The sequence below is a fragment of the Marinobacter sp. MBR-99 genome, from assembly GCF_040547575.1.
Taxonomy (GTDB): domain Bacteria; phylum Pseudomonadota; class Gammaproteobacteria; order Pseudomonadales; family Oleiphilaceae; genus Marinobacter.
The window spans coordinates 227,260-250,466 of sequence record NZ_JBEPPY010000003.1; the positions used below are offsets into that span (position 1 = coordinate 227,260).

The window sequence follows — 23,207 nt, forward strand, 5'->3', positions numbered from 1 at the left end:
CTATCGGATTTTCAGACTGGCGAGGCCAATCAGTACCAGAACCACAGTCACAACCCAGAAACGCACAATAACGCGCGGTTCGGGCCAGCCTTTCAATTCAAAATGATGGTGCAACGGCGCCATGCGGAAAATGCGGCGACCGGTCAACCGGAACGAAGCCACCTGAAGGATCACCGAGATGGTTTCCATCACAAACACACCGCCCATGATGAACAGCACGATCTCCTGGCGAACAATCACCGCCACCACGCCAAGGGCCGCCCCCAGTGCAAGCGCACCGACATCCCCCATGAACACCTGGGCCGGATAGGTGTTAAACCACAAGAAACCCAGCCCCGCCCCGACCAGCGCACAGCAGAATATGATCAACTCACCGGCACCGGGCAGGTGTGGAATCAGCAGATAGTTGGCGAACTGGGCGTGACCAGACACATAGGCAAAGATCGCCAGCGCACTCGCCACCATCACCGTCGGCATAATGGCCAGGCCATCCAGACCGTCGGTCAGGTTCACCGCGTTACTGCTGCCGACAATCACGAAGTAGGTCAGCAAAATGAACATCACCGGGCCCAGTGTGAGCGATACGTTTTTCAGGAACGGCAAATACAGCGAGGTTTCCTGGGGCAGCGATGCGGTTGTATAAAGGATAATCGCCGCTGCGGCACCGATAACCGATTGCCAGAAATACTTCCAGCGACCGGGCAATCCGCGGGGATTACGCTCAACCACTTTCCGATAATCATCAACCCAGCCAATCGCACCAAACAGCAGGGTGACCGACAGCACCACCCAGACGTAGCGGTTGCTCAGATCAGCCCACAACAGGGTGGAAATCGCAATCGCGACCAGAATCAGCGCACCGCCCATGGTTGGTGTTCCGGCTTTGCTCAGATGGGTCTGCGGGCCATCATCACGAACCGCCTGGCCAATCTGGTACTGGCTCAGCTTGCGAATCATCACCGGCCCGATCAGCAGCGATATCAAAAGCGCCGTGAGCACTCCCAGAATGGCGCGCAGAGTCAGGTACTGAAACACCGTCAGCGCGGAGAAGTATTGCGATAGAATCTCTGTCAGCCAGAGCAGCATGTGTTTTTCACCTTTTTCTGAATTCCCTCCACCACGCGATCCATGGCAGAACTGCGAGAACCTTTCACCAGAACTGTTGTAGCGCCTTGACGGCCGTCCACGATAGCCGCCACAGCCTGCTCATGACTCTGGAAAATTTCAGTGCCGGCACCAAAACCGGCTTCGTACGCCTCTGCGCCCTGGCCTACCACCAACAGGCGGTCAATGCCTTTAGCCTGAGCATGGGCACCCACCTGCCGGTGTAGCTCGGCAGCCTCCGCCCCCAGCTCCGCCATGGCGCCCAGCACCGCCACCCGAACACCGGGGTAACCCGCCAATACATCCAGGGCAGCCATCATGGACGCCGGATTGGCGTTGTAGCTGTCATCAATCACGGTCAGATCGGCCGCAGGGTTCAGAACCTGCAAACGTCCTTTCACCGCTTGCACTCCAGCCAGCCCATCCATGACCTGTTGATCTGTAGCACCCAACGCGCGACACGCCGCCAGGGCCAGCAAACCATTGGTAATGTTGTGCTCCCCGGCTAACGGAATGCGCACCTTGCAGCGCCAGCCATCGGGGCCACTTACTTCGGTTTCAAATCCCTCCGCCATCGGGGTGCTGGCCATTGCCTGATAGTCCGCACCCTCAGCGCCCAGGCGGGAAACGCTCAGTACCCTGCGCTGGCCAGCCCGCTCCCGCCATTGCTCAAAGGCGGGGTCGTCGCGATTCAGCACAACCACGCCATCAGCGGGTACGCCATCAATAATTTCACCTTTGGCCAGCACAATGTTCTGGTAACTCCCGAAGCCTTCCAGATGTGCCTGGCCGGCGTTGGTCAGGATCGCCACTTCGGGACGGACCACCGCCACCGTGTGGGCAATTTCTCCCAAGCCACTGGCACCCAGTTCAATGGCTCCGAACCGGTGCTCTGGCGCCAGACGGAACAGCGTCAGCGGCACCCCAATGTGATTATTCAGGTTACCTTCTGTGGTTAACGTCGGCCCCATGCCCGCAAGGATTGCCGACGTCATTTCCCGGACCGTAGTTTTGCCACTGCTACCGGTCACCGCCAACAAACGAGCACCGCTTTCAGCGCGATTACCGGCCGCGAGCCGCGCCAGCGCATCCACGGTATCGACGACCACCAGCTGCGGGATCGCCAGTGAGTCGTCGGCGGTATCCACAACCGCGGCAACTGCCCCCTGCTCCATGGCCTGCCGGACAAATTCGTGACCATCAAAACGCTCGCCTCGAAGTGCCACAAACAACTGCCCCGACACAACCGCCCGGGTGTCCGTTGACACCCCATCAAACCGAACCGCATCAAGTGCTGCAGCAGAACCTGCAACGCTTGCCTGCAACCAGTCGCGGGCTTCCGCCAGCGAAAAGGCGCGCATCATGCCACACCTCCGTTCAGCTTCAACAGATGACGAACCTGCTCTTGATCACTGAAAGGGAGCTTCTGGCCGGCAATCTCCTGCCAAGCCTCATGGCCCTTTCCGGCGATCAGCACCAGATCATCCGGCCCGGCCATGGCGACGGCCGACGCTATCGCTTCGGCGCGATCATGAATAACTTCGAAACACCCGGCCTTTGAGAAGCCCTGTTCAATATCACGGACAATCTGTGCTGGGTCTTCAGAGCGCGGATTGTCATCGGTAACGATGATCACATCCGCCTGCTTCTCTGCCTCGCGGGCCATTTCCGGACGCTTTCCGGGGTCCCGGTCACCGCCGCAACCGAACACACAGATCAGCCGGCCTGTGACATGGGAGCGCAGGGCAGCCAGGGCATTGGCGAGGGCGTCCGGCGTATGGGCGTAGTCCACGACAACGTTCTTGCCATCGGCACCGGCAAACCGCTCCAGTCGACCCGGTGGCGGTGTCAGCCCGGCCGTTGCCGATATTGCTCTCTCAACGGGCACACCAAGCGTCAGGACCGTAGCCAGTGCCGCCAGCACGTTGCTGGCGTTGAAACTGCCCAATAAGGGCACCTGTAAATCGAACTCGCCCCACTGGCCATCTACGCGGGCCCGGAAGCCGGTGGCTACCGGCGCAAAATCTCTCAGCCACAATTCTGTCTGGGCCTCATGCAGGCTGAACCGAACCCGGTCACACTGCCCATTGAGCTGCTCGTAAAGCTGCCGGCCGAAAGGATCATCAAAATTGATCACGGCAAAATGCAGCTCTTCCCTGTGAAACAGCCTGGCTTTAGCCTCGCCATAGGCTTCCATGGTGCCGTGATAGTCAAGATGATCCCGGGTTAGATTGGTAAAGACCGCTCCGGTCATCGTCAACTTGTCGATCCGCCCCTGGTCCAGCGCATGGGATGACACCTCCATGACGGCCGCACGACCACCATCGTTGCGAATCCGGTTAAGTACCCGATTGACCTGAACCACATCCGGAGTGGTGTGGGTCGCCGGCTGAAGATTACCCGGCATACCGTATCCCAGAGTACCCAGCACACCACAGGGGGTGCCGGTTTCTCTCAACAACTGTGCGATGTATTGGGTGACCGATGTTTTCCCATTGGTACCGGTCACACCGATCAGGCGCAGATGCCGAGAGGGATGTTCGAAAAATCGATCCGCAATTCGCCCCAACTGGTCCCGGAGCCCAACCACCGGCACCACCAGCGCACCGTGGCGTTCGTGGCACTCCCTGGGTTCTGCGGTTTCCAGAAGAATCGCCGTGGCCCCCGCAGAAATCGCCTGATCAACATAGTGTTCAGATGACGTTCGAGCTCCCGCCAGCGCAACAAAAGCATCCCCCGGCGCTATCGTCCGGCTGTCGGTCTTCAGGCCGTGAATCGTGACATCAAACACCGATGGCACGTCGACGATACCCTGTAACAAGTTGCTGATAGATGTGATGCACATGGTGTTAACCTCTCTCTCCGGAGGCCTGACTGGACGCTTTCGCCCCGCTGACTTCCAGTTCCGGCTTCACATTCAGCAGTCGTAGCGCATCCCCCATGACCCGGGCGAATACCGGTGCCGCCACTTCGCCACCGTAGTACTCGCCGGATTGAGGTGCATCCACGGCCACAACCGTCACGATACGCGGATCATCAATCGGCGCCATGCCCGCGAATATCGCTTTGTACTGACTCTTTTCGTATCCCCTGGCACCCACCAGGTGCACCGTGCCGGTCTTGCCCCCGGCCGCATAGAGGCCCGGCTGGCCGCGGCCACCCGTTCCCCGCGCCACAGCCTCCTTCAGCATACCGCGCACGGCAAACGCGACATTTTCACTCAGCACTCGCTGTCCTTGGGGTGGTGCGTCCTGTTTAATCAGGCTCAACGGGTACCGGATGCCGCCATTGGCAATCACCATATAGGCCTGAGCCAACTGCAGCGCATTTACACTCATGCCGTAACCGTACGACAGGGTGGATTCTTCAACCGGACGCCACCTTGCCGGTGCCGGTAAAACACCAACGGCTTCCCCTGGGAAGCCGATACCGGTTGCCTGTCCCAACCCCAATCTGGCGAACAGATTCCTTAACACATCGCCCCCGAGTTCCGTGGCAATCCGACTGACCCCCACGTTACTGGATTTGACGATCATTTCCGTCAGGTCCATGGTCCCATAGTTGCGCGCATCCCGGATGGTAAAGCGTCCAAATCGGCGGAAACCAGGGGAGGTGTCAATGGTGCTGTTAACCTGGTATTTTCCGGACTCCAGTGCCGCCGCGACCGTTATCGGCTTGATGGTTGAGCCCGGCTCAAACAAATCGGTGATCGCTTTATTACGCAGATTATCCGCCGATAACTGGGCCCGGTCATTGGGGTTGTATGAACCCTGGTTAACCATTGCCAACACCTCACCGGTATCCACGTCCAGCATAACCAGGGTGCCACCCCGGGCATTATGGGCTGTCACCACAGCCTTGAGTTCGCGATAGGCCAGATACTGCAACCTCAGATCCAGGCTCAGCTCCAGATCACGACCTGGCCGGGCATCCCGGATTAACATCAGGTCTTTAATAACCCGCCCACGATTATCCTTGAGTACCCGCTTTCGCCCGGGCTCCCCGGTCAACCACTGGTTATAGGCCAGTTCGATGCCTTCCTGCCCCAGCTCATCAATGTTGGTGAAGCCGACCACATGTGCGGTGACTTCCCCGGCCGGGTAATAACGACGGTATTCCTGGCGGGTGTAGATACCCCCAATGCCAAGATCCAGAGCCTCACGGGCCAGACTCGGCTGGACTTTTCGACGAAGATAGATGAACTCACGGCCAGCAAAGGTCCGCAAACGCTCCCTCAGCGCCCCCTCAGTCATCCCCAGCAAGCGCGCCAGGCCCGCCAGCCTGGGGTCATCAGGATCGGTTTCGGAAGGGTTGGCCCAGATAGTCTGAACCGGGGTACTGACTGCCAACGGCTCACCATGGCGATCGGTAACCACACCACGGTGCGCATCAATGGACTCAACCCGGATGGTCCGCACATCACCCTGCTGTCGCAGGAACTCATTATCCACCACATGCAGATCGACCAGCCGCCAGCCAATGCCCAGCATCACCAGCAGAAAAACGCCCAGCACAGAGCCAAAGCGCCAGGCTTTCAACCCTGCGGCCAAACGCTGCTGCCAGTTTGCTGTCTGCTTTCCCTGACCGGACAAATCGATCACCCTGATGTGTTTGTTATGATCGCTATTTCGCCGCAACCGGAGACATCAGAGGCACAAGAACAATGTCCTGTCGCCCCGGCACCACCATATTGAAACGTTCGGCCGCCAGATGCTCCACGCGACCGTGGGCACTCAGCGCACTCTGTTCAAGCAGCAGCTGACTCCATTCACGCTGGTAGGCATCACGCTGCTGTTGCAACCCGGACAGCGTGTTGAACAACTCCCGGTTTTCATGAGCGCTGACCACCACGCCAATGGCAGACAGCGTTAACACCGCCACCAGGGCCAGAGTTACTACCACCCGACCCTCCCGCGTGGTGTCGAACACCTGCCGGGAAAGACGCACGGCGGTTGCCACGCCCTCACGAACCCGCTGCTTGCTGATTCTGGTGGTTTTGGTTGGTTGTTCGATGGCTACCGCGCCCATAATGTCGCGCTCCCCTGCGAATTCGATTAATTGGTTCGTCTTTCCAGCACCCGCATCACCGCACTGCGGGCACGGACGTTTTCGGTAATTTCCTGATCATTGGCCTTGCTGGCCTTGCCCACCAGGCAAAACTCTGAGCGCTCCTGGTCAGCGGTGACCGGCACCCCCTTCGGTATCTTCGGGCCACGGGCCAAATCCCGCATGAAGCGCTTTACCAGGCGATCTTCGAGCGAGTGAAAGCTGATCACAACAAGTCGACCGCCCGGCGCAAGGCGCTCGACGGCAGCAGCCAAGCCGACTTCCAGATCTTCCAGCTCCCGATTGATAAAGATGCGGATCGCCTGAAAGGTTCTGGTGGCCGGGTGTTTGTGCTTTTCTTTCTTGGGCACCGCCTCAGCCACCAACTCCGCCAGCTGACGGGTTGTTTCAATGGCCTCTTCCTGCCGGCGGGCAACTACCAGGCGCGCGATACGGCGAGAGAAACGCTCTTCGCCGTAGCGCCAGATCACATCTGCGATGTCGCGCTCGTCTGCAGTTGCCAGCCATTGGGCGGCACTCTGCCCCTGCTGGGGATTCATCCTCATATCCAGCGGACCGTTGCGCATAAAAGAAAACCCGCGCGCGGCATCGTCCAGCTGTGGCGACGACACCCCGAGATCCATCAACACGCCCTGTACCGTCGGCCACTGCTGACTATCCAGAGCCTGACCCAACTCAGAAAAGGAGCCGTGATACCAGGAAAACCGGCCGTCTTCCGCGGCCAGTTCTTTTGCAACCTGAATGGCTTCCGGGTCTTTATCGATAGCCAGCAAGCTGCCCTGAGCATCCAATTGCCCAAGAATCAGACGGCTGTGACCACCCCGACCGAAGGTGGCGTCCACATAGCGACCAGCCGCGTCATTAATCAGATAATCAACAGCCTCGTCCAGCAGCACCGAGCGATGCCGGAAAGGCTGATCTGAAGCCTGCCCTGTTTCGGTCATAGGGACAGCGCCTCCATTTCAGGCGGCATATCGTCATCGCCGGAGGACTCATCCAGCCAGGCAAACCAGCGCTCCTCACTCCAGAGTTCCAGCTTCTTGCCCTGGCCGATCAGCATCAGCTTCTTTTCCAGATGCGCGTAGCTTCTCAGGGTCGGCGGTACCAAAATGCGGCCAGCGGAATCCAGCTCCATGGGCGCTGCATTACCAAGAATCAGTCGCTGCAATCGCCGGGCAGCCTTGTTCATGTTTGGCAGCGCTTCAATTTTTGGCCGAAGCACCTCCCACTCTGGCTCCGGATAAAGCAGAAGGCAGCGCTCTTCATCGGCATTGGCAGTCAGAACAATACGGCCACCACAAAGCTGCGCGAGCTCTTCGCGCACCTTCGTCGGGATCGCCAGGCGACCCTTTGCGTCCATATTGATGGCATGACTGCCAAGAAAGTTGCTCATTTACGCCGTATCCAAGGCTGTTATTTCCACAAAAAACCACTAGAAACCACTTTTTCCCACTTCCGCACACTATAGAAACACGCAAAAGACAATGCAAGCGCCGCAATCGACACCACACCAGCAAAAGTTCCTTTAATGACAAGAGGTTACAAAGGGAAAACTTACGAAAGCGTTAAAAAGACGTAAAGAAAAGGATAAAAAACAAGTACCTGCAGAAAACTCTGAAGAGCCATTCTGAGGTTTAAGATTTTTTGGCTATAAAGGCCGAATTGTGAGAAGGATTGATATCACAGCAGAAGTTGAAAATGGCGAGCTCGCCGATAAGCCGGGTTCTGTCTAGGACAGTCATTCATCTAGGGCCTGCGTCACCACAGACCTCAAGCAACCTACCCGAATCCAGCGCGGGCCACGCCATTGGATTCCTATTTGGTCTTGCTCCAGGTGGGGTTTACCATCGCCGTGGACTGTTGCCAGCCACGCGGTGCGCTCTTACCGCACCATTTCACCCTTACCGGCGCCCGAAGGCACGTAGGCGGTATACTTTCTGTTGCACTTTCCGTCGGCTCGCGCCGCCCAGGCGTTACCTGGCACCTTGCCCTGCGGAGCCCGGACTTTCCTCCCCCGATCGAAACCGGCGGCGACTGTCTGGCGAGCTCGGTGCCGACAATACCGCCGCTTCCGCCGCCATGCAAGGCCTTAATTATCTTTCAGCTCCAAGGCCCTCTGGTAGAGCTCATTTTTACCCAACCCACTGACTTCCGCGGCAATCCGGGCGGCCTTCTTCACCGGCAGCTCCCTGATCAACAACCCCAGCAGCTTATCGGTATCCAGTGCCAAGACTTCTCCCGCAGGAGTTGGCGCCGCGCCCCGGACCGTCACCACAAACTCGCCCCGGGCACCGTGGGGGTCACCCTGAAGCTCGGCGAGCACCTCGCCCGCGCTGCCACTGTAGAAGGTCTCAAACGTCTTAGTCAGCTCCCGCCCCAAGACACATTCCCGGTCACCACCCAACACTTCAGCCAGATCTTTCATGAACTCGATAATGCGATGCGGTGACTCATAGAAAACCAGAGTGGCCGGCTCCCGGGCCAATTCCGCGAGCGCTGCCTGCCGGCCAGATCGCTTGGAGGGCAAAAATCCCGCGAACAGGAAGCGATCCGTGGGCAGCCCCGCCACAGACAAGGCGGTGATCAGCGCACACGGTCCAGGCACAGGCGACACACGATAACCCGCCGCCCGAACTTCACGAACCAGAACGTAGCCGGGATCCGAGATCAGCGGTGTGCCGGCATCAGACACCAGCGCAACCTGCTGCCCTGCAGCCAGCGCATCCAGAATACCGGCTACCCGCGCACGCTCATTATGGTCATGCAGCGCCATCATTTGTTTGCTCAACCCAAGATGCTGAAGCAAACGCCCCGAGTGGCGGGTATCCTCGGCAGCCACCAAATCCACCTTCGCCAAGGTCTGCCGAGCCCTGTCGGAGAGATCGTCCAGATTACCAATTGGCGTTGCCACCACGTACAGCACACCACCCAACTCTCTCCGGACATTTTCCGAACCGGACATACCCATACTCCCACGCATAGAAAACAGAAGCTGCATCACTTCCGCACAACGAACCGGCTCCCATGACAGGCATGTCATGTGAAATAGGCCGGGAGCTGGTAAACTTGCCACCATTACAGCGGCACCACAAGCCTAATGATCCGGAGACCCCGAGCCTGCCATGATAAAATACCGCAGCCATCGAACACTTTTTGCCCTGATCACCCTGGTCGTTCTGCTGACTGCAGGTTGCGCCACCGTCAACCTCGACAGCCAGGTTGCAGATACACCAGAGCGCGCACTCGAGCTTGCCGCCAGCGAAAGGGATACCCTCACCGCACAGCGCTACCTGCTCCGGGTTGCCGGCAACTTTCAGGAGCTGGGCAACCACAGGGCGGCACGCCATATTCTCCGCGACCAGCAACTGGACGCTATCGACAGCCAGTTGACCGATCAAAAAATGCTGCTATCCATGGCCAGTGTCGTCGAGTTGCAAGACAGCGGATGGGCGAATGAACTGGTCAGCAGTCTGTCATCGGATCAATTTCTTGGCTATCCGTCAGACATCATGGCCAGAGCAGCGCAATTACAGGCGCAGACGTTTGCCCTGAGTGACGACCAGCTATCCGCTGCGCTAACGCTGATGTTGCTCAGCCAGACCGACACCCAGAGCAACCCTCAGGAAATCCACAACCAGATCTGGCAATACCTCAGGACAATCCCCGGGCAAGCGCTGAACGAGGCCTCAGCAACAGCCATCGGTTTCGAGGAACAGGGCTGGCTGGAGCTCGCGACCACGTTGCGCACCCGCGACGCGGGCCTCGATGAACAGGGGCGCCTGATCAGGGCCTGGCAAAACAACTGGCCAGGACACCCCGCTGCACAAATCCTGCCCACGGACCTTCGCTTGCTATCTGAGCTGGCAACCAGCCGGCCAGAACGCATTGTTCTGGCGCTCCCCCTGCAAGGTTCGCTGGCGAGCGCCGGTCGCGCGATTCGGGACGGCTTTCTGGCCGCCTATTTCAGTGATGACAGCGTGGACCGCAGCAAAACTGACATCCGCATTGTCGATACCTCCGGCAAACCCTTCACGACTCTTTATGCAGAACTGTCAGGCCAGAATATCGACCTGATTGTTGGCCCCCTCGAAAAAGACGCACTTGCAGGCCTGAGCTCGAGAAACACTCTCGCGGTTCCGGTGCTCGGGCTGAACTACCTGCCAGTGGGCAGTCGTGTGCCCAACGGGCTGTATCAGTTTGGCCTGTCTGCAGAGGACGAAGCCCGCCAGATTGCCGATCAACTGGCGGCTCAATCACTCAGCCAGGTATTGGCCATTATCCCCCGCGGTGAGTGGGGGGATCGAGTGGAGCAGGCATTGCTGCAACGGTTCGCCAACCATAACGGCACCGTGCTCGACATCGAGCGGTTCTTCCCGGAAGACAACTTCCGGTCAGTCACCGCAGACCTGCTCGGCGTCACCAAGTCCCGACAGCGGGCCATTCAGGTTGAGAGAACGATCGGCCAGAACGTAGAATTCGAACCCCGTCGCCGCCAGGACGCCGACGCGATTGTGCTGGTTGCGCAACCTACCGTGGCCCGCCAGTTTAATCCGTTGTTTGCGTTCTATTTCTCTGGTGACCTGCCAGTATATGCCCCATCCATTGTCTACGAGGGCACTCCAGACCCGGGCCGCGACCGCGACCTGAACCGGGTGACGTTTACCGACATCCCGTGGGTTCTGGCCGAAGTCAATCCGCTGCGTGCCCGGGCAGAACAAAATCTCAGCGGAACGCGCGGCCAACTCGGCAGGCTGTTTGCCATGGGGGCAGATGCCTGGCAATTGAGCAAGCGCCTGCCGCTGCTTCAGCAGGTGGAAGGTGCCGCCATCGATGGCCAGACCGGCACCCTTACCATGACTCCGGACGGAGCCATCCATCGTCATCAACTTTGGGCACAGTTCCAGAATGGGCGCCCGGTGCTCACGCCGGAACTCAACCAGCCCCCTTCTCAGGAAGACGACCGGGGAAGTGAGCGGGGCGACAACCAGCGTTTGTAGAGGACCCAAAGCCATGGAAGGCAAACGCGCCATTGGAAGTCACTACGAAGGGGTGGCGGCACGCTATCTGGCAAGGCATGGCGTTACCATCATAGACAAGAACGTCTACAACCGGGGCGGAGAACTTGATCTGATCGGCCGGGACGGAGATACCCTGGTGTTCTTCGAGGTTCGCTACCGGGGCGCCGGCAGCCTGGTTGACCCGGCAAGCTCCATAACGCCGGGCAAACAGCGCCGACTGGTCCGGGCCGCCTCCTATTACCTGCACCGGAACGGGTTGTGGAGCATCGCCTCCAGAATTGACGTCGTCGCGATCATGCCGGGTACCGTGCGCAAATACCGGGTACAATGGATCAAAAACGCAATCCAGGCAGAATAACCGAACCAATGACCGACACCGCACAAAAGATCAACCAGTGGTTTGCCAACCACATGGAACAGACTGCCCAGGCAGCCAGCACTGCCGGGCCAGATATTGAAGACGTAGCAGACGCTTTTGTACATACCCTGCTGCAGGACGGCAAACTTATCGCCTGCGCCAACGGCAACGCCAACATCCTGGCCCAGTATTTCTGCACAGCACTACTGAATCGTTTTGAGCAGGACAGGCCCGCATTGCCCGCAATCAACCTCGGTGCGGACGCCACTACCTATTCGGCAATATGCCGGGATAACCGTTTCAATGACACCTTCTCCCGACAGGTTCGCGCCATCGGAAAACCGGGCGACTTGCTGTTTGTCATTGTCGACGACGGCCACAAGGCCAACCTCATTCAGGCCATCCAGGCCGCCCACGACCGGGAAATGCAGGTAGTCGTACTGAGCGCACGGGAGAAATCAGACATTACCTCCCTGATGCACCCGGAAGACCATGAAATTGCCCTGAATGACCTGGCACCCCACGAAGCCACTCCACTGATGCTGCTGATCATTAACACCCTGTGCGATCTGGTTGACCACAAACTGTTTGGCGGATAAAAAAAGCCGGCTCGCGCCGGCTTTTTTTTACTTCACCACTTTCAAGGTCGGTCGCCCACTCGGGCGCTCTTCCGAACGCCTGCCTGTCGGTGCATCTGCATCCGCACCGCCATCTGGATCCGGCGAACCCGGCTCACTGCCAAACACCATACCTTCGCCATTTTCCTTGGCGTAGATAGCCATAACGGCCTGCAGCGGGATAAACACCTGCATGGGCACACCGCCAAAGCGGGCACTGAATTCGAGCGCGCCATTGCCGATCACCAGCCCCCTCACCGCACCGGGACTGATATTCAAAACAATCTGACCATTGGCGACGTGCTCTGTCGGCACCTGAACACCCTGTACCCCGGCATCGACCACGATATAAGGGGTACAGTCGTTATCCAGAATCCACTCATTCAGGGATCGCACCAGGTATGGACGGCTAGACGTCATAGTGACACTCATATCAGGCACTGCAACCACTCCTGCCCCGCCATGCGGGCTTGCCGATCAGCTACGGATATCTTCTTCCAGGTCTGAAAGGCTTGCCTTGAAACCTTCCCGGGCAAAGATGCTGTCCATGTATTTCTGAAGAGGCTTGGCCTGCTTGTCACTCAGATCAATACCCAGCGCGGGCAAGCGCCAGAGAATCGGCGCAATGCAGCAATCCACGATCGTAAACTCTTCTGACAGGAAGAAAGGCATTTCTGCAAACAGAGGCGCTGTCGCCAGCAGGCTCTCTTTCAACTCTTTACGGGCCGCATCTGCTGCCTTGCCTGTCGGCTGGGCCAGAATCTGATCAACCAGACCGCACCAGTCTTTCTGAATACGGTGAATCATCAGGCGACTGTTGGCCCGCGCGACCGGGTATACCGGCAACAACGGTGGGTGCGGGAAACGCTCGTCCAGGTACTCCATCATGATGTTGGGCTCGTACAGAACGAGATCCCGGTCCACCAGAGTAGGCAGGGCGTTATACGGATTCAGATCCGCTAATTCTCCAGGCGGATTGTCCGGATCCACGTCTACGATATCAACGGTTACACCCTTTTCAGCCAAAACAATGCGAACACGGTGGCTGTAATGACTGGCCGGATCCGAGAAAAACGTCATTGATGACCGCTTGGTCACAACGCCCATATAGCTACCTCACGATTCTAAAAATCGAAACAATCCACAAACGCAAAATTCCAGCGGATCTTACCGACCCGCTGGAATTCAGGATCCGGGATTATACCCTAAATCTTAGTGCACGTCTTTCCAGTACTCGCGGTTGAGCAGGTACGCAAAGATGAAGAAGATCGCCACAAAAATCAGCACGAAAATCCCCAGACGCTCACGCTCTACCTTCACCGGGTCACCCATGTAGGACATGAAGTTGGTCAGATCCCACATGGCACGATCGAAGTCTGCTGCCGACATGTTACCTTCGATAGCATACTCCGGGCATACATCAGCGTTGTTGATGTTGCCACTGAGCGGCTCAACCGAAGCACCAACGCCAATGCGCGGTTCCACAGCACACAGACCCTGCATTTCTACCATCACATGCGGCATACCAACGTTGGCGAACACCACGTTGTTAACGCCCAGAGGACGAGAGTCGTCCTTGTAGAAACCACGCAGGTACGAATAAACCCAGGACTCACCACGCACACGGGTAACCAGAGTCAGGTCAGGTGGCGGTGCACCGAACCAGCCTGCAGCCATATCTTTACCCATGGAGATCTGCATCAGTTCGCCGATCTTGGCACCAGTGAAGATCAGGTTCTCTTCGTATAGCTCAGCCGGAATCTCCAGATCATCAGACACCCGCTTGTAGCGAGCGTATTCCATGGAGTGACAACCCATGCAGTAGTTCGTGAACAGAGCCACGCCACGCTGCAGGGATTCCTTGTTGGTATGATCAGGCTTCATCGTGTCCAGGGGAACCGATGGCCCGGCCGCCAGCCCGAGAGCTGGCAGGATTGCGATGAAAAGACCAAAAATCAGCTTTCTCATTATCCTGTCACCCTCTCTGGTACTGGCTTGGTTTTTTCCATGCGCGTATAGAACGGCATGAGAATAAAGTACAGGAAGTACAGCACCGTCAGGATCTGAGCGACAACGGTTCGACCCTCGGTCGCCGGCACGATACCCAGATAGCCCAGAACGATGAAGCTGACGACGAAGATAGCCAAAGCCAGCTTACTCATCCAGCCCTTGTAACGGATGGATCGCACAGGACTCTTGTCCAGCCAGGGCAGCACGAACAGGATGGCAATCGCCGCCCCCATGACAACAACACCCCAGAACTTGGCATCCAGCCCGAACAGATCCACCGTTACTGCGCGCAACATGGCGTAAAACGGTGTGAAGTACCAGACAGGCGCAATGTGCGCAGGCGTCTTCAGACTGTTTGCCGGCTCGAAGTTCGGCTTCTCCAGGAACAGACCGCCCATTTCAGGGAAATAGAACACCACGATAAAGAAAATGAAGAAGAATACGGCCACACCCAGCAAGTCGTGAACGGTGTAGTACGGATGGAACGGAATACCGTCTTTGGGAATACCGTTTTCATCCTTGTTCTTCTTGATATCGATACCGTCAGGGTTATTGGAACCCACTTCATGCAAAGCAAGAATGTGCAATACAACCAGACCCAGAAGAACGATGGGCAGCGCAACAACGTGCAGCGCGAAGAAACGGTTCAGGGTAATACCAGAGATCAGGTAGTCACCACGAATCCACAGAGACAGGTCTTCACCGATCACAGGAATGGCACCGAACAGGTTAACGATAACCTGGGCACCCCAGTATGACATCTGGCCCCAGGGCAACAGATAACCCATGAACGCTTCTGCCATCAGCACCAGATAGATCAACATGCCGAAGATCCAGATCAGTTCACGGGGCTTCTGGTAGGAGCCATACATCAGGCCACGGAACATGTGGAGGTAGACAACCACGAAGAAGGCCGATGCGCCGGTGGAATGCAGATAACGGAGCAACCAACCCCACTCCACATCACGCATGATGTACTCTACAGAGGCGAAAGCGCCTTCCGCTGACGGGTTGTAGCTCATGGTCAGCCAGATGCCGGTTACGAGCTGGTTTACCAGCACCAGCATCGCAAGCGAACCGAAGAAGTACCACATATTGAAGTTCTTCGGCGCGTAATACTTACCGACGTGCTTATTCCAAGCGTCGACAATCGGCAGACGCTCGTCTACCCAATTAATCAGTTTGTTCATTACGCTGCCTCCGGATCAAGACCAATGGTCATGGTCGCGTCGTTATCGAACCGGTAAGGAGGAACCTCAAGGTTCATCGGAGCCGGCTGATTGGAGAACACGCGACCGGACAAGTCGAACCGGGAGCCATGGCAAGGACAGAACAAACCGCCCAACCATTCACTACCCAGGTCAGCTGGTGCCACTTCAGGACGGTAGCTCGGCACACAACCCAGGTGAGTACAGATACCCACCAGAACGATGAACTCAGGCTTCAGAGAGCGCTGAGGACCGGTTATGTAGGCCGGCTGCTGGCTTGCCGTTTCAGATTCAGGGTCTTTCATTCGCGGAGACAATTGCTCAATGTTCTCGAGCATTTCCTCGGTCCGCCGGATAATCCACACCGGCTTACCCCGCCATTCGACGGTAATTTGTTGACCCGGCTCGATTTTGTCGACACTTACGGTTACCGGAGCACCGGCCGCTTCCGCTTTCGCACTGGGATTCCAGGACGCCACGAAAGGTACCGCTGCACCGACGACGCCGACACCACCCACCACGGACGTTGCGCCGATCAGAAACCGGCGTCGACCTTGGTTCACGTCGCCATTACTCATTATGGTTTTCTCCCATCAGGCGAGGCACAGACGCGGAAAACCGGCACTGCGCTTCGAAAAGGACTTCACAACCCAAAAATATAAGCGCTGAAATGGTAATGAAATTACCCCTCGCTTACAAGCCAGAAAGGTTCACCCGAGAGCCTATCCCTGCGTCAGATCAAAAATCTGACCGCCTGCAAGACACAAAAAAACCCGACCATAGGATCGGGTTTTTCCATCGACAGTAGTGCCGATTAACGCTTGGAGTACTGAGGACGCTTACGCGCCTTGCGCAGACCAACCTTCTTACGCTCAACCTTACGAGCGTCACGGGTAACATAACCCGCTTTACGCAGCGCAGGGCGCAGAGTTTCGTCGTATTCCATCAGCGCACGGGTCAGACCGTGGCGAATGGCGCCGGCCTGGCCGCTGATACCACCACCTTTTACCGTGATGGTGATGTCGAATCGATCAGCAGACTCAGCAACAACCAGCGGCTGACGAACGATCATGCGAAGAGTTTCACGACCGAAGAAGTCTTCGATGGTGCGACCGTTGATGGAGATGTTACCGCTACCCGGCTTGATAAAGACGCGAGCCGTGGATGATTTGCGGCGACCAGTACCGTAATTTTGTGCTACAGACATATTCGCCTTCCGTTAGATGTCGAGTTCTTTGGGCTGCTGGGCGGCATGAGCATGCTCAGCGCCTGCGTACACTTTCAGCTTCTTGAACATGGCGCGGCCAAGCGGACCCTTCGGAAGCATGCCTTTTACGGCCTTCTGAATGATTTGCTCGGGAGCCTTGTCAACCAGCTTCTCGAAGTTGATGGATTTGATTCCACCCGGAAAGCCGGTATGGCTGTAATACATCTTTGCTGATGCCTTTTTGCCGGTAACCTTCACCTGGCTGGCATTGATAACAATGATGTAGTCGCCAGTGTCCACGTGAGGGGTATACTCAGGCTTATGCTTGCCCCGCAGACGAAGGGCGATCTCGGTTGACAGACGACCCAGCGTCTTGCCGGCTGCGTCTACAACGTACCAGTCACGTTTTACTGTTTCTGGTTTCGCACTCAGAGTCTTCATTGATTCCGCCTTGAACGCTATATAAGAAACGTTAAAAACCACCACCGGTAAATGCAAGGCATCCGGAGGAGGTTCATACCTGTATGTTGACGTCGCCACCATTCGGGGCTGAGATAGTGACATCGCCTTGAAAAGCCAGGGCGCGAAGTATACTCGAAGCCAGCAGGAAATCCAACCCTGCCTCAAAGTGTTTCGTCAATCCCCTACTTCACCCTGATCTCAGGACCAACCATATAACCGACGGACGTTATCATACAGGGTATCTGAGAGCGTCTCGACTGCCTCAGCTCGCAGTTCTGCCAATGCCTGGACAACCCTCGGCAGGTAAACCGGAGAATTCTGCCCCTTTGCCACAAGAGCCGGCGCCATGTCTGGCGCATCGGTCTCCACCACCAGCGCCGCCAACGGCAACCGAGCAATGGCGTCGCGGGTTTTTCGGGCCCGGTCGTAAGTGATCACACCACCCACGCCGATAAAACAGCCCAGGTCTACCAGCTTTCTGGCTTGCTGGTAACTGCCAGAGAATCCGTGAACCAGGGCCTTGCCAGACCAACCGGACGATCGCAACTGGCCATACACTTCATCATGGCTGCGCACCGAGTGGATGACCAGCGGCAAAGTTAGCTTTGCTGCAATGTCGATCTGCGCCCGGAACCAGGGCAACTGCGTGGCCAGATCACCATGAAGGGCGTCAAGACCACACTCGCCGAGCCCCACGCAGCCCTCGGGCCTGGCCGAAAGCCGATTCTCCAGAGACGCCAGATCCTGCTCGCTGTGTTCGTCGACGAACCAGGGATGAATGCCAAGACAATACCAGAGCCCGCGCGCCGGGGACGCCAGCGCCTCAATCCGGTCCCAGTCCACCCTGCGCACCCCTGGAACCACCAGCGCCTCGACACCCCGCGCCCTGGCGGCATCCAGAACCTGATCGCGAACCCCGTCAAATTCGGGGAAGTCGAAATGACAATGGGCATCGACCAGCGGCATGGATTCCTCCGGTAACGGATCAGTGCTCCCGGGTTTTATGGAACTGGATATCCGGGTAACGTTCCTGGGCCAGATTCAGGTTAACCATGGTCGGGGCAATATAGGCCAGACGGTCACTACCATCGAGCGCCAGGTTTTCCTGATTCTTGCGCTGAAACTCATCCAGCTTGCGCTCATCAGCGCAACTCACCCAACGCGCAGTGGCAACGTTGATTGGCTCATACACAGCCTCAACCTTGTACTCACTCTTGAGACGACTCACCACCACGTCGAACTGCAGTACGCCTACCGCACCAACAATCAGGTCATTGTTCTTCATCGGTCGGAACACCTGGACAGCCCCCTCCTCAGAGAGCTGAATCAATCCCTTCTGAAGCTGTTTGGCTTTGAGAGGATCCTTGAGCCGTATACGACGGAACAACTCCGGCGCGAAATTTGGGATCCCGGTAAACTTCATGTCGTCGCCGGCGGTAAAGGTGTCGCCCAATTGGATGGTACCGTGGTTGTGCAGACCGATAATATCGCCGGCATAAGCCTCTTCAGCATGCTCGCGATCACCCGCCATGAATGTCAGGGCGTCGGAGAATCTCACCTCTTTACCAATTCGCACATGCCGCGCCTTCATCCCCTGATGATAGCGACCTGACACGATGCGCAGGAAGGCAACCCGATCGCGGTGCTGTGGGTCCATGTTTGCCTGGATCTTGAATACGAACCCGGAAAAGGAATCCTCTGCCGGTTCAACCGCACGGACGTCGGTTTCCCGCGCCTGGGGCGCCGGCGCCCAGTCCACCAGACCATCCAGCATATGATCCACGCCGAAATTACCGAGCGCAGTACCGAAGAACACCGGAGTCAGCTGTCCGGCAAGGAACGCTTCATGATCAAACTCATGAGACGCACCTTTAACCAGTTCAATTTCGTCACGCAGGTCTTCAGCATAGCTCCCGATCGCCTCGTCAAGCTCGGGATTATCCAGGCCTTTGACCACCCGCCTTTCCTGGATGGTATGGCCCTGACCACTCTGGTAGAGGACCACCTCGTCCCGATACAGGTGGTAGACCCCTTTGAAACTCTTGCCCATGCCAATCGGCCAGGTGATGGGGGCACAGGCAATTTTAAGAACATCTTCCACTTCATCCATTAACTCGATCGGGTCACGGGTGTCGCGATCCAGCTTGTTCATGAAGGTGATGATTGGCGTATCACGCAGGCGGGTGACTTCCATGAGCTTGATGGTGCGTTCCTCAACACCCTTGGCGCTGTCGATAACCATCAGGCAAGAATCAACCGCCGTCAGGGTCCGATAGGTATCCTCGGAGAAATCTTCGTGACCAGGGGTATCCAGAAGATTGACCAGCTTGCCGCCATAAGGAAACTGCATCACTGAGGTAGTGACCGAGATACCCCGCTCTTTCTCCATTTCCATCCAGTCGGACTTTGCGTGCTGTCCGGACTTCTTGCCCTTGACCGTTCCGGCTTTCTGAAGCGCCTGACCAAAGAGCAGCACTTTCTCGGTTATGGTGGTTTTACCGGCATCCGGGTGCGAGATAATCGCAAAGGTGCGGCGCTTGGCCACTTCCTGGGATAGGTTAGACATAAACAACGGAAACCTGATTGGGTTGGGTGAAAAACGGGCTATTATACGGGTTAGCGTAGGGTCAGGTGAACCGATAGACCATTACCCGCGCATCTTCTCGCCCGGCAGCATCCGGATAGTAATCGGGCCTGCGGCCAATTTCCTCAAAACCTTCGCTGGCGTACAACGCGGCCGCCGCTTCGTTGCTCTCCCGGACTTCCAGAATCATCTGCACCATTCCGTCCCGGATGGATTCAGCCACCGCGTAGCGCAACAGGTAGCGGCCGGCACCCTGCCCCCGAAGGGCGGGGTGTACGCAGACATTCAACAAGTGAGCCTCATCAACCATATAATTGACCACCGCGTAACCCACCATATCGTCGCCCCGTATAAGCGCCCATAGTCGATATTGCGGTTTGAAGCAGTCCCGAAACAGAGACTCCGGCCAGGGGTGAGAATACCCAAGGCACTCCAGCTCCATGACCTGGGGAAGATCAGACTCCACAAGGCTGCGAACAGCCAGATCTGATTTCTGAATCTGGTGCAGGACCGTTGCCGACATCAATCTTTTGCCGCCAGGGAGCGGATCTTTTGCCATAACTCTCGTTTCAGTGCGGGGTCGCCTGCCAGGGCTGCAGGGGATGCATCAAATACCACTTCCGGCCTGCGGCCAACAACGTCAGTAAGGATGTCCCCAACCCCACCAACCCCGGCCCCAAGGCCAAGCGCTATAACAGCCTTGCCCGAGGTATGGAGCAGTGATTGTCGCAGTAAGTCAGCAAGGTCTGCGTCACTATTGAGCGACACCCTCACATTATTGAACAGAGGCCAGCGCAGGACTTCTGACGTGTCCGGGGCTTGCTCACCGAGACTACGAAGAATGTTTCGAGCCAACGCATCCTGCATGCTGAAACTGGCGTCCTCCGACAGATTGGCAAGCAAAAGAATGCTATCTCCCACCCAATACTGCAAACAGAGCCTGGCCACGCCTTCACCAGAAGCGACGAGCGGACCGGCCTGGGGCATACCCTCTTCCGGCGGCTCTGCAACCAGTTCCAGCCCTCCGGAATCCACAAGGCCTGGCTCTGCCTCGACCTCCTGCGATGTTTTGCCAGCCCCTTTCTCCATCAGATTCTTGAGCTGGGTCAGGCGGTCTTTGTTGGCAGGATCAACCACAGGGCGAATAGACACTGCCCGCTTAATTGCCGGCGCATCCGAAACAGCAGCCTGACGCGGCTCCGTCTCCTCAACGGAAAAATCGTACTCCGGGCTCGGGGCAGCGCCGGGCAGCGGCGCCCGGGCATACCATAGATGAATACCGGCGGCCCCAAGATAGAACTGCCTTTCCGCTTCTGTTCGGATCACGTCATGCCTCTGGCAAGCAACGAGTTCAAGGTTCTATCACCATCAGACATCGGCAACCTGAGGGTGCTGACGAATACCACCCCTTGCGATCAGATTCAAAGCCTCAATGTACGCCTTTGCGGACGCTATGATGATATCAGTATCGGAACCGACACCGTTGACTATGCGCCCACCACGCTCAAGGCGAACAGTGACTTCGCCCTGAGCATCGGTACCACTGGTTATATTATTCACTGAGTACAGCTGGAGATTGCATCCTGAATCAACCAGCGACTCAATTGCCTTGAACGTTGCATCCACCGGACCACTACCCTCAGCCTCGACAGCGTGCTCCTTGCCATCCAATGTCAGCGTTAGATGGGCCTTGGGGACCACTCCGGTTTCGGAGCAAACCCGCATACAGACAAGGCTGTAGCGACCCTCTTCATCTTTCTGCCGTGTATCGCTGGCAATGGCCTGAAGGTCTTCATCAAAAATCTCATGCTTAAGATCAGCCAAGGCCTTGAAGCGAGTAAATGCCTCGTTAAGCTCAGACTCGGTATCAAATTGAATGCCCAGCTCCAGCAGCCGGGTACGGAAAGCGTTACGGCCGGAGTGTTTCCCGAGAACAAGGCTGTTTGTGTGCCAGCCAACGTCCTGTGCACGCATGATTTCATAGGTTTCCCGGTGCTTGAGAACACCGTCCTGATGAATACCGGATTCATGGGCAAAGGCATTGGCCCCGACAATCGCCTTGTTAGGCTGTACCGGAAAACCGGTAATGGTCGACACAAGCCGGGATGCCGGCACGATGTGCTGGGTATCGATTCGTGTATCAATATTGAAGAGATCCTGGCGGGTACGCACAGCCATTACGATTTCTTCGAGAGAAGCATTACCGGCACGCTCTCCCAGACCGTTAATAGTGCACTCCACCTGGCGGGCACCACTGGTAACCGCAGCAAGAGAGTTAGCCACAGCCAGTCCCAGATCATTATGACAATGGACGGAAAAAATGGCTTTGTCAGCGTTGGGGATACGGTTCAATAGCTGTCGGATTGTTTCACCGAACTGCTCAGGGATCGCATAGCCGACAGTGTCTGGAATATTGATGGTTCGGGCGCCGGCATCAATCGCCGCTTCGATGATACGACAGAGGAAATCCAGCTCTGAACGACCAGCGTCTTCACAGGAAAACTCAACGTCATCAGTATGGCTCCGAGCGCGTTTTACCGCCCGAACGGCCTGTTCCACTACCTGATCCGGTTCCATCTGAAGCTTATGCTTCATATGAATCGGAGAGGTGGCAATAAAGGTATGGATGCGGCCACTGGCCGCAGGACGAATGGCCTCAGCCGCGCGATCAATATCCTTGTCCAGGGCACGGGCAAGACTGCAAACGGTGGAATCCTTGATGGTCTCCGCGATAGCCTTGACTGCATCGAAGTCGCCCTGACTGGCAATCGCGAAGCCTGCCTCTATCACATCCACGCGCAACTTTTCGAGAACTTTTGCAATGCGCAGCTTCTCGTTCTTGTTCATGGTGGCGCCAGGGCTCTGTTCGCCATCACGGAGAGTAGTATCAAAAATGACCAGATGATCAGTTGCGGCCATTAGAAGGCTCCCATCAAAAACTAGGTTTGGATTATGGTAGGGAGTATATCACTTCTCCCGAAGCACAAATAAAAAAGCCCCGGCATCAAAGATGCTGGGGCTTTCGGTATTAGGAGCCTGACGATGACCTACTCTCACATGGGCGAACCACACTACCATCGGCGCTGGTCTGTTTCACTTCTGAGTTCGGGATGGGATCAGGTGGTTCCAGACCGCTATGGTCGTCAGGCAAAACGGATGATCACTGGGAAGGACGAGATGGAACGTGATGTTGATTTCTATGGAGCCTGGCGTTTGCCTTGCTCTGCGTTATCCGCAATTGTCTTGGGTGTTATATAGTCAAGCCGCACGAGCAATTAGTACTGGTTAGCTCAACGCCTCACAGCGCTTACACACCCAGCCTATCAACGTCCTGGTCTTGAACGGCTCTTCAGGAGGCTCAAGGCCTCAGGGAGATCTCATCTTGGAAGGGGCTTCCCGCTTAGATGCTTTCAGCGGTTATCCTGTCCGAACATAGCTACCGGGCAATGCGTCTGGCGACACAACCCGAACACCAGAGGTTCGTCCACTCCGGTCCTCTCGTACTAGGAGCAGCTTTCCTCAAATCTCCAACGTCCACGGCAGATAGGGACCGAACTGTCTCACGACGTTCT

At 56.9% G+C, this 23,207-nt stretch carries 23 protein-coding genes, 2 rRNA genes and 1 other RNA gene; 3 read left to right on the top strand and 23 right to left on the bottom strand.

Features of this window, described 5'->3' with window-relative positions; genetic code table 11:
• The 9 genes from mraY to rsmI form a co-directional block, all read right to left on the bottom strand.
• Positions 1 to 1,086: a phospho-N-acetylmuramoyl-pentapeptide-transferase gene (gene mraY / locus ABIE59_RS04220; RefSeq protein ID WP_354444530.1), complete on the bottom strand. Its 1,086-nt coding sequence runs from the start codon at positions 1,084 to 1,086 to the stop codon at positions 1 to 3.
• Positions 1,071 to 2,468 (bottom strand): UDP-N-acetylmuramoyl-tripeptide--D-alanyl-D-alanine ligase, encoded by a 1,398-nt coding sequence (locus ABIE59_RS04225; RefSeq protein WP_354444532.1) that lies wholly within the window; start codon positions 2,466 to 2,468, stop codon positions 1,071 to 1,073. The genes mraY and ABIE59_RS04225 overlap by 16 nt, the downstream gene beginning before the upstream one ends.
• Entirely contained in the window at positions 2,465 to 3,949 is a 1,485-nt protein-coding gene (locus ABIE59_RS04230) for a UDP-N-acetylmuramoyl-L-alanyl-D-glutamate--2,6-diaminopimelate ligase (protein ID WP_354444534.1), read from the bottom strand. The genes ABIE59_RS04225 and ABIE59_RS04230 overlap by 4 nt, the downstream gene beginning before the upstream one ends.
• 4 nt (positions 3,950 to 3,953) lie before the next feature.
• The gene (locus ABIE59_RS04235; RefSeq protein WP_354444536.1) at positions 3,954 to 5,696 is read right to left on the bottom strand and encodes a peptidoglycan D,D-transpeptidase FtsI family protein; all 1,743 of its coding nucleotides are present in this window, start codon (positions 5,694 to 5,696) and stop codon (positions 3,954 to 3,956) included.
• Between the two features lie 31 nt (positions 5,697 to 5,727).
• Positions 5,728 to 6,132, bottom strand: a complete 405-nt coding sequence (ftsL, locus tag ABIE59_RS04240) for a cell division protein FtsL (protein ID WP_354444538.1) — start codon at positions 6,130 to 6,132, stop codon at positions 5,728 to 5,730.
• 26 nt (positions 6,133 to 6,158) lie between these two features.
• Positions 6,159 to 7,115 (bottom strand): 16S rRNA (cytosine(1402)-N(4))-methyltransferase RsmH, encoded by a 957-nt coding sequence (gene rsmH / locus ABIE59_RS04245; protein ID WP_354444540.1) that lies wholly within the window; start codon positions 7,113 to 7,115, stop codon positions 6,159 to 6,161.
• Positions 7,112 to 7,564 (bottom strand): division/cell wall cluster transcriptional repressor MraZ, encoded by a 453-nt coding sequence (mraZ, locus tag ABIE59_RS04250; protein ID WP_354444542.1) that lies wholly within the window; start codon positions 7,562 to 7,564, stop codon positions 7,112 to 7,114. Before mraZ ends, rsmH begins: the two co-directional genes overlap by 4 nt.
• A gap of 305 nt (positions 7,565 to 7,869) precedes the next feature.
• Positions 7,870 to 8,221, bottom strand: an RNA gene (gene rnpB / locus ABIE59_RS04255) — RNase P RNA component class A.
• A 39-nt stretch (positions 8,222 to 8,260) separates the two neighbouring features.
• Complete coding sequence (gene rsmI / locus ABIE59_RS04260; protein WP_354444544.1) at positions 8,261 to 9,133, bottom strand: 16S rRNA (cytidine(1402)-2'-O)-methyltransferase; 873 nt, start codon at positions 9,131 to 9,133, stop codon at positions 8,261 to 8,263.
• 160 nt (positions 9,134 to 9,293) lie between these two features.
• Here rsmI and ABIE59_RS04265 point away from each other — a divergent pair, with 160 nt between their 5' ends.
• The 3 genes from ABIE59_RS04265 to ABIE59_RS04275 are packed head-to-tail and all read left to right on the top strand — an operon-like array spanning position 9,294 to position 12,146.
• Complete coding sequence (locus ABIE59_RS04265; protein ID WP_354444546.1) at positions 9,294 to 11,168, top strand: penicillin-binding protein activator; 1,875 nt, start codon at positions 9,294 to 9,296, stop codon at positions 11,166 to 11,168.
• 13 nt (positions 11,169 to 11,181) lie between these two features.
• Positions 11,182 to 11,547, top strand: coding sequence for a YraN family protein (locus tag ABIE59_RS04270; RefSeq protein ID WP_354444548.1), 366 nt, complete (start codon positions 11,182 to 11,184; stop codon positions 11,545 to 11,547).
• Between the two features lie 8 nt (positions 11,548 to 11,555).
• Positions 11,556 to 12,146 (top strand): D-sedoheptulose-7-phosphate isomerase, encoded by a 591-nt coding sequence (locus ABIE59_RS04275; RefSeq protein WP_354444550.1) that lies wholly within the window; start codon positions 11,556 to 11,558, stop codon positions 12,144 to 12,146.
• Between the two features lie 27 nt (positions 12,147 to 12,173).
• Here the strand turns inward: ABIE59_RS04275 and ABIE59_RS04280 are convergent, their stop codons facing one another.
• From ABIE59_RS04280 to ABIE59_RS04345, 14 genes are all read right to left on the bottom strand, one after another.
• Positions 12,174 to 12,584, bottom strand: a complete 411-nt coding sequence (locus ABIE59_RS04280; RefSeq protein ID WP_354444552.1) for a ClpXP protease specificity-enhancing factor — start codon at positions 12,582 to 12,584, stop codon at positions 12,174 to 12,176.
• 57 nt (positions 12,585 to 12,641) lie between these two features.
• The gene (locus ABIE59_RS04285) at positions 12,642 to 13,271 is read right to left on the bottom strand and encodes a glutathione S-transferase N-terminal domain-containing protein (protein ID WP_286920513.1); all 630 of its coding nucleotides are present in this window, start codon (positions 13,269 to 13,271) and stop codon (positions 12,642 to 12,644) included.
• A 105-nt stretch (positions 13,272 to 13,376) separates the two neighbouring features.
• Complete coding sequence (locus ABIE59_RS04290) at positions 13,377 to 14,132, bottom strand: cytochrome c1 (RefSeq protein ID WP_354444554.1); 756 nt, start codon at positions 14,130 to 14,132, stop codon at positions 13,377 to 13,379.
• Positions 14,132 to 15,364 (bottom strand): cytochrome b, encoded by a 1,233-nt coding sequence (locus ABIE59_RS04295; RefSeq protein WP_354444556.1) that lies wholly within the window; start codon positions 15,362 to 15,364, stop codon positions 14,132 to 14,134. Before ABIE59_RS04295 ends, ABIE59_RS04290 begins: the two co-directional genes overlap by 1 nt.
• On the bottom strand, positions 15,364 to 15,960 hold the full coding sequence (petA, locus tag ABIE59_RS04300) for a ubiquinol-cytochrome c reductase iron-sulfur subunit (RefSeq protein ID WP_354444558.1): 597 nt from the start codon (positions 15,958 to 15,960) through the stop codon (positions 15,364 to 15,366). The genes ABIE59_RS04295 and petA overlap by 1 nt, the downstream gene beginning before the upstream one ends.
• A 236-nt stretch (positions 15,961 to 16,196) precedes the next feature.
• Complete coding sequence (gene rpsI / locus ABIE59_RS04305) at positions 16,197 to 16,589, bottom strand: 30S ribosomal protein S9 (RefSeq protein WP_058092410.1); 393 nt, start codon at positions 16,587 to 16,589, stop codon at positions 16,197 to 16,199.
• 12 nt (positions 16,590 to 16,601) lie between these two features.
• Entirely contained in the window at positions 16,602 to 17,030 is a 429-nt protein-coding gene (gene rplM, locus ABIE59_RS04310; RefSeq protein ID WP_022988664.1) for a 50S ribosomal protein L13, read from the bottom strand.
• A gap of 219 nt (positions 17,031 to 17,249) precedes the next feature.
• Positions 17,250 to 18,017, bottom strand: coding sequence for a TatD family hydrolase (locus tag ABIE59_RS04315; protein WP_354444561.1), 768 nt, complete (start codon positions 18,015 to 18,017; stop codon positions 17,250 to 17,252).
• Positions 18,018 to 18,036: 19 nt separating this feature from the next.
• Positions 18,037 to 19,617 (bottom strand): peptide chain release factor 3, encoded by a 1,581-nt coding sequence (gene prfC / locus ABIE59_RS04320; RefSeq protein ID WP_354444563.1) that lies wholly within the window; start codon positions 19,615 to 19,617, stop codon positions 18,037 to 18,039.
• A gap of 61 nt (positions 19,618 to 19,678) precedes the next feature.
• Positions 19,679 to 20,158: a ribosomal protein S18-alanine N-acetyltransferase gene (gene rimI / locus ABIE59_RS04325; RefSeq protein WP_354444565.1), complete on the bottom strand. Its 480-nt coding sequence runs from the start codon at positions 20,156 to 20,158 to the stop codon at positions 19,679 to 19,681.
• Positions 20,158 to 20,961, bottom strand: coding sequence for a hypothetical protein (locus ABIE59_RS04330; RefSeq protein ID WP_354444567.1), 804 nt, complete (start codon positions 20,959 to 20,961; stop codon positions 20,158 to 20,160). Before ABIE59_RS04330 ends, rimI begins: the two co-directional genes overlap by 1 nt.
• Before the next feature lie 42 nt (positions 20,962 to 21,003).
• Positions 21,004 to 22,554: a 2-isopropylmalate synthase gene (locus ABIE59_RS04335; protein ID WP_354444569.1), complete on the bottom strand. Its 1,551-nt coding sequence runs from the start codon at positions 22,552 to 22,554 to the stop codon at positions 21,004 to 21,006.
• A gap of 115 nt (positions 22,555 to 22,669) precedes the next feature.
• A 5S ribosomal RNA gene (gene rrf, locus ABIE59_RS04340) occupies positions 22,670 to 22,783 on the bottom strand.
• A gap of 106 nt (positions 22,784 to 22,889) precedes the next feature.
• A 23S ribosomal RNA gene (locus ABIE59_RS04345) occupies positions 22,890 to 23,207 on the bottom strand; the annotation flags it as partial.

What these genes read in the sequence shown, in the direction of transcription:
- prfC (WP_354444563.1), bottom strand. Translation starts at nt 19,617, where the DNA reads ATGTCTAACCTATCCCAGGAAGTGGCCAAGCGCCGCACCTTTGCGATT.
- rsmI (WP_354444544.1), bottom strand. Translation starts at nt 9,133, where the DNA reads ATGTCCGGTTCGGAAAATGTCCGGAGAGAGTTGGGTGGTGTGCTGTAC.
- rsmH (WP_354444540.1), bottom strand. Translation starts at nt 7,115, where the DNA reads ATGACCGAAACAGGGCAGGCTTCAGATCAGCCTTTCCGGCATCGCTCG.
- ABIE59_RS04265 (WP_354444546.1), top strand. Translation starts at nt 9,294, where the DNA reads ATGATAAAATACCGCAGCCATCGAACACTTTTTGCCCTGATCACCCTG.
- petA (WP_354444558.1), bottom strand. Translation starts at nt 15,960, where the DNA reads ATGAGTAATGGCGACGTGAACCAAGGTCGACGCCGGTTTCTGATCGGC.
- ABIE59_RS04335 (WP_354444569.1), bottom strand. Translation starts at nt 22,554, where the DNA reads ATGGCCGCAACTGATCATCTGGTCATTTTTGATACTACTCTCCGTGAT.
- rplM (WP_022988664.1), bottom strand. Translation starts at nt 17,030, where the DNA reads ATGAAGACTCTGAGTGCGAAACCAGAAACAGTAAAACGTGACTGGTAC.
- mraY (WP_354444530.1), bottom strand. Translation starts at nt 1,086, where the DNA reads ATGCTGCTCTGGCTGACAGAGATTCTATCGCAATACTTCTCCGCGCTG.
- rimI (WP_354444565.1), bottom strand. Translation starts at nt 20,158, where the DNA reads ATGTCGGCAACGGTCCTGCACCAGATTCAGAAATCAGATCTGGCTGTT.
- ABIE59_RS04315 (WP_354444561.1), bottom strand. Translation starts at nt 18,017, where the DNA reads ATGCCGCTGGTCGATGCCCATTGTCATTTCGACTTCCCCGAATTTGAC.
- ABIE59_RS04270 (WP_354444548.1), top strand. Translation starts at nt 11,182, where the DNA reads ATGGAAGGCAAACGCGCCATTGGAAGTCACTACGAAGGGGTGGCGGCA.
- ABIE59_RS04285 (WP_286920513.1), bottom strand. Translation starts at nt 13,271, where the DNA reads ATGGGCGTTGTGACCAAGCGGTCATCAATGACGTTTTTCTCGGATCCG.
- rpsI (WP_058092410.1), bottom strand. Translation starts at nt 16,589, where the DNA reads ATGTCTGTAGCACAAAATTACGGTACTGGTCGCCGCAAATCATCCACG.
- ABIE59_RS04230 (WP_354444534.1), bottom strand. Translation starts at nt 3,949, where the DNA reads ATGTGCATCACATCTATCAGCAACTTGTTACAGGGTATCGTCGACGTG.
- ABIE59_RS04275 (WP_354444550.1), top strand. Translation starts at nt 11,556, where the DNA reads ATGACCGACACCGCACAAAAGATCAACCAGTGGTTTGCCAACCACATG.
- ABIE59_RS04225 (WP_354444532.1), bottom strand. Translation starts at nt 2,468, where the DNA reads ATGATGCGCGCCTTTTCGCTGGCGGAAGCCCGCGACTGGTTGCAGGCA.
- ABIE59_RS04280 (WP_354444552.1), bottom strand. Translation starts at nt 12,584, where the DNA reads ATGACGTCTAGCCGTCCATACCTGGTGCGATCCCTGAATGAGTGGATT.
- ABIE59_RS04295 (WP_354444556.1), bottom strand. Translation starts at nt 15,364, where the DNA reads ATGAACAAACTGATTAATTGGGTAGACGAGCGTCTGCCGATTGTCGAC.
- ABIE59_RS04290 (WP_354444554.1), bottom strand. Translation starts at nt 14,132, where the DNA reads ATGAGAAAGCTGATTTTTGGTCTTTTCATCGCAATCCTGCCAGCTCTC.
- mraZ (WP_354444542.1), bottom strand. Translation starts at nt 7,564, where the DNA reads ATGAGCAACTTTCTTGGCAGTCATGCCATCAATATGGACGCAAAGGGT.
- ftsL (WP_354444538.1), bottom strand. Translation starts at nt 6,132, where the DNA reads ATGGGCGCGGTAGCCATCGAACAACCAACCAAAACCACCAGAATCAGC.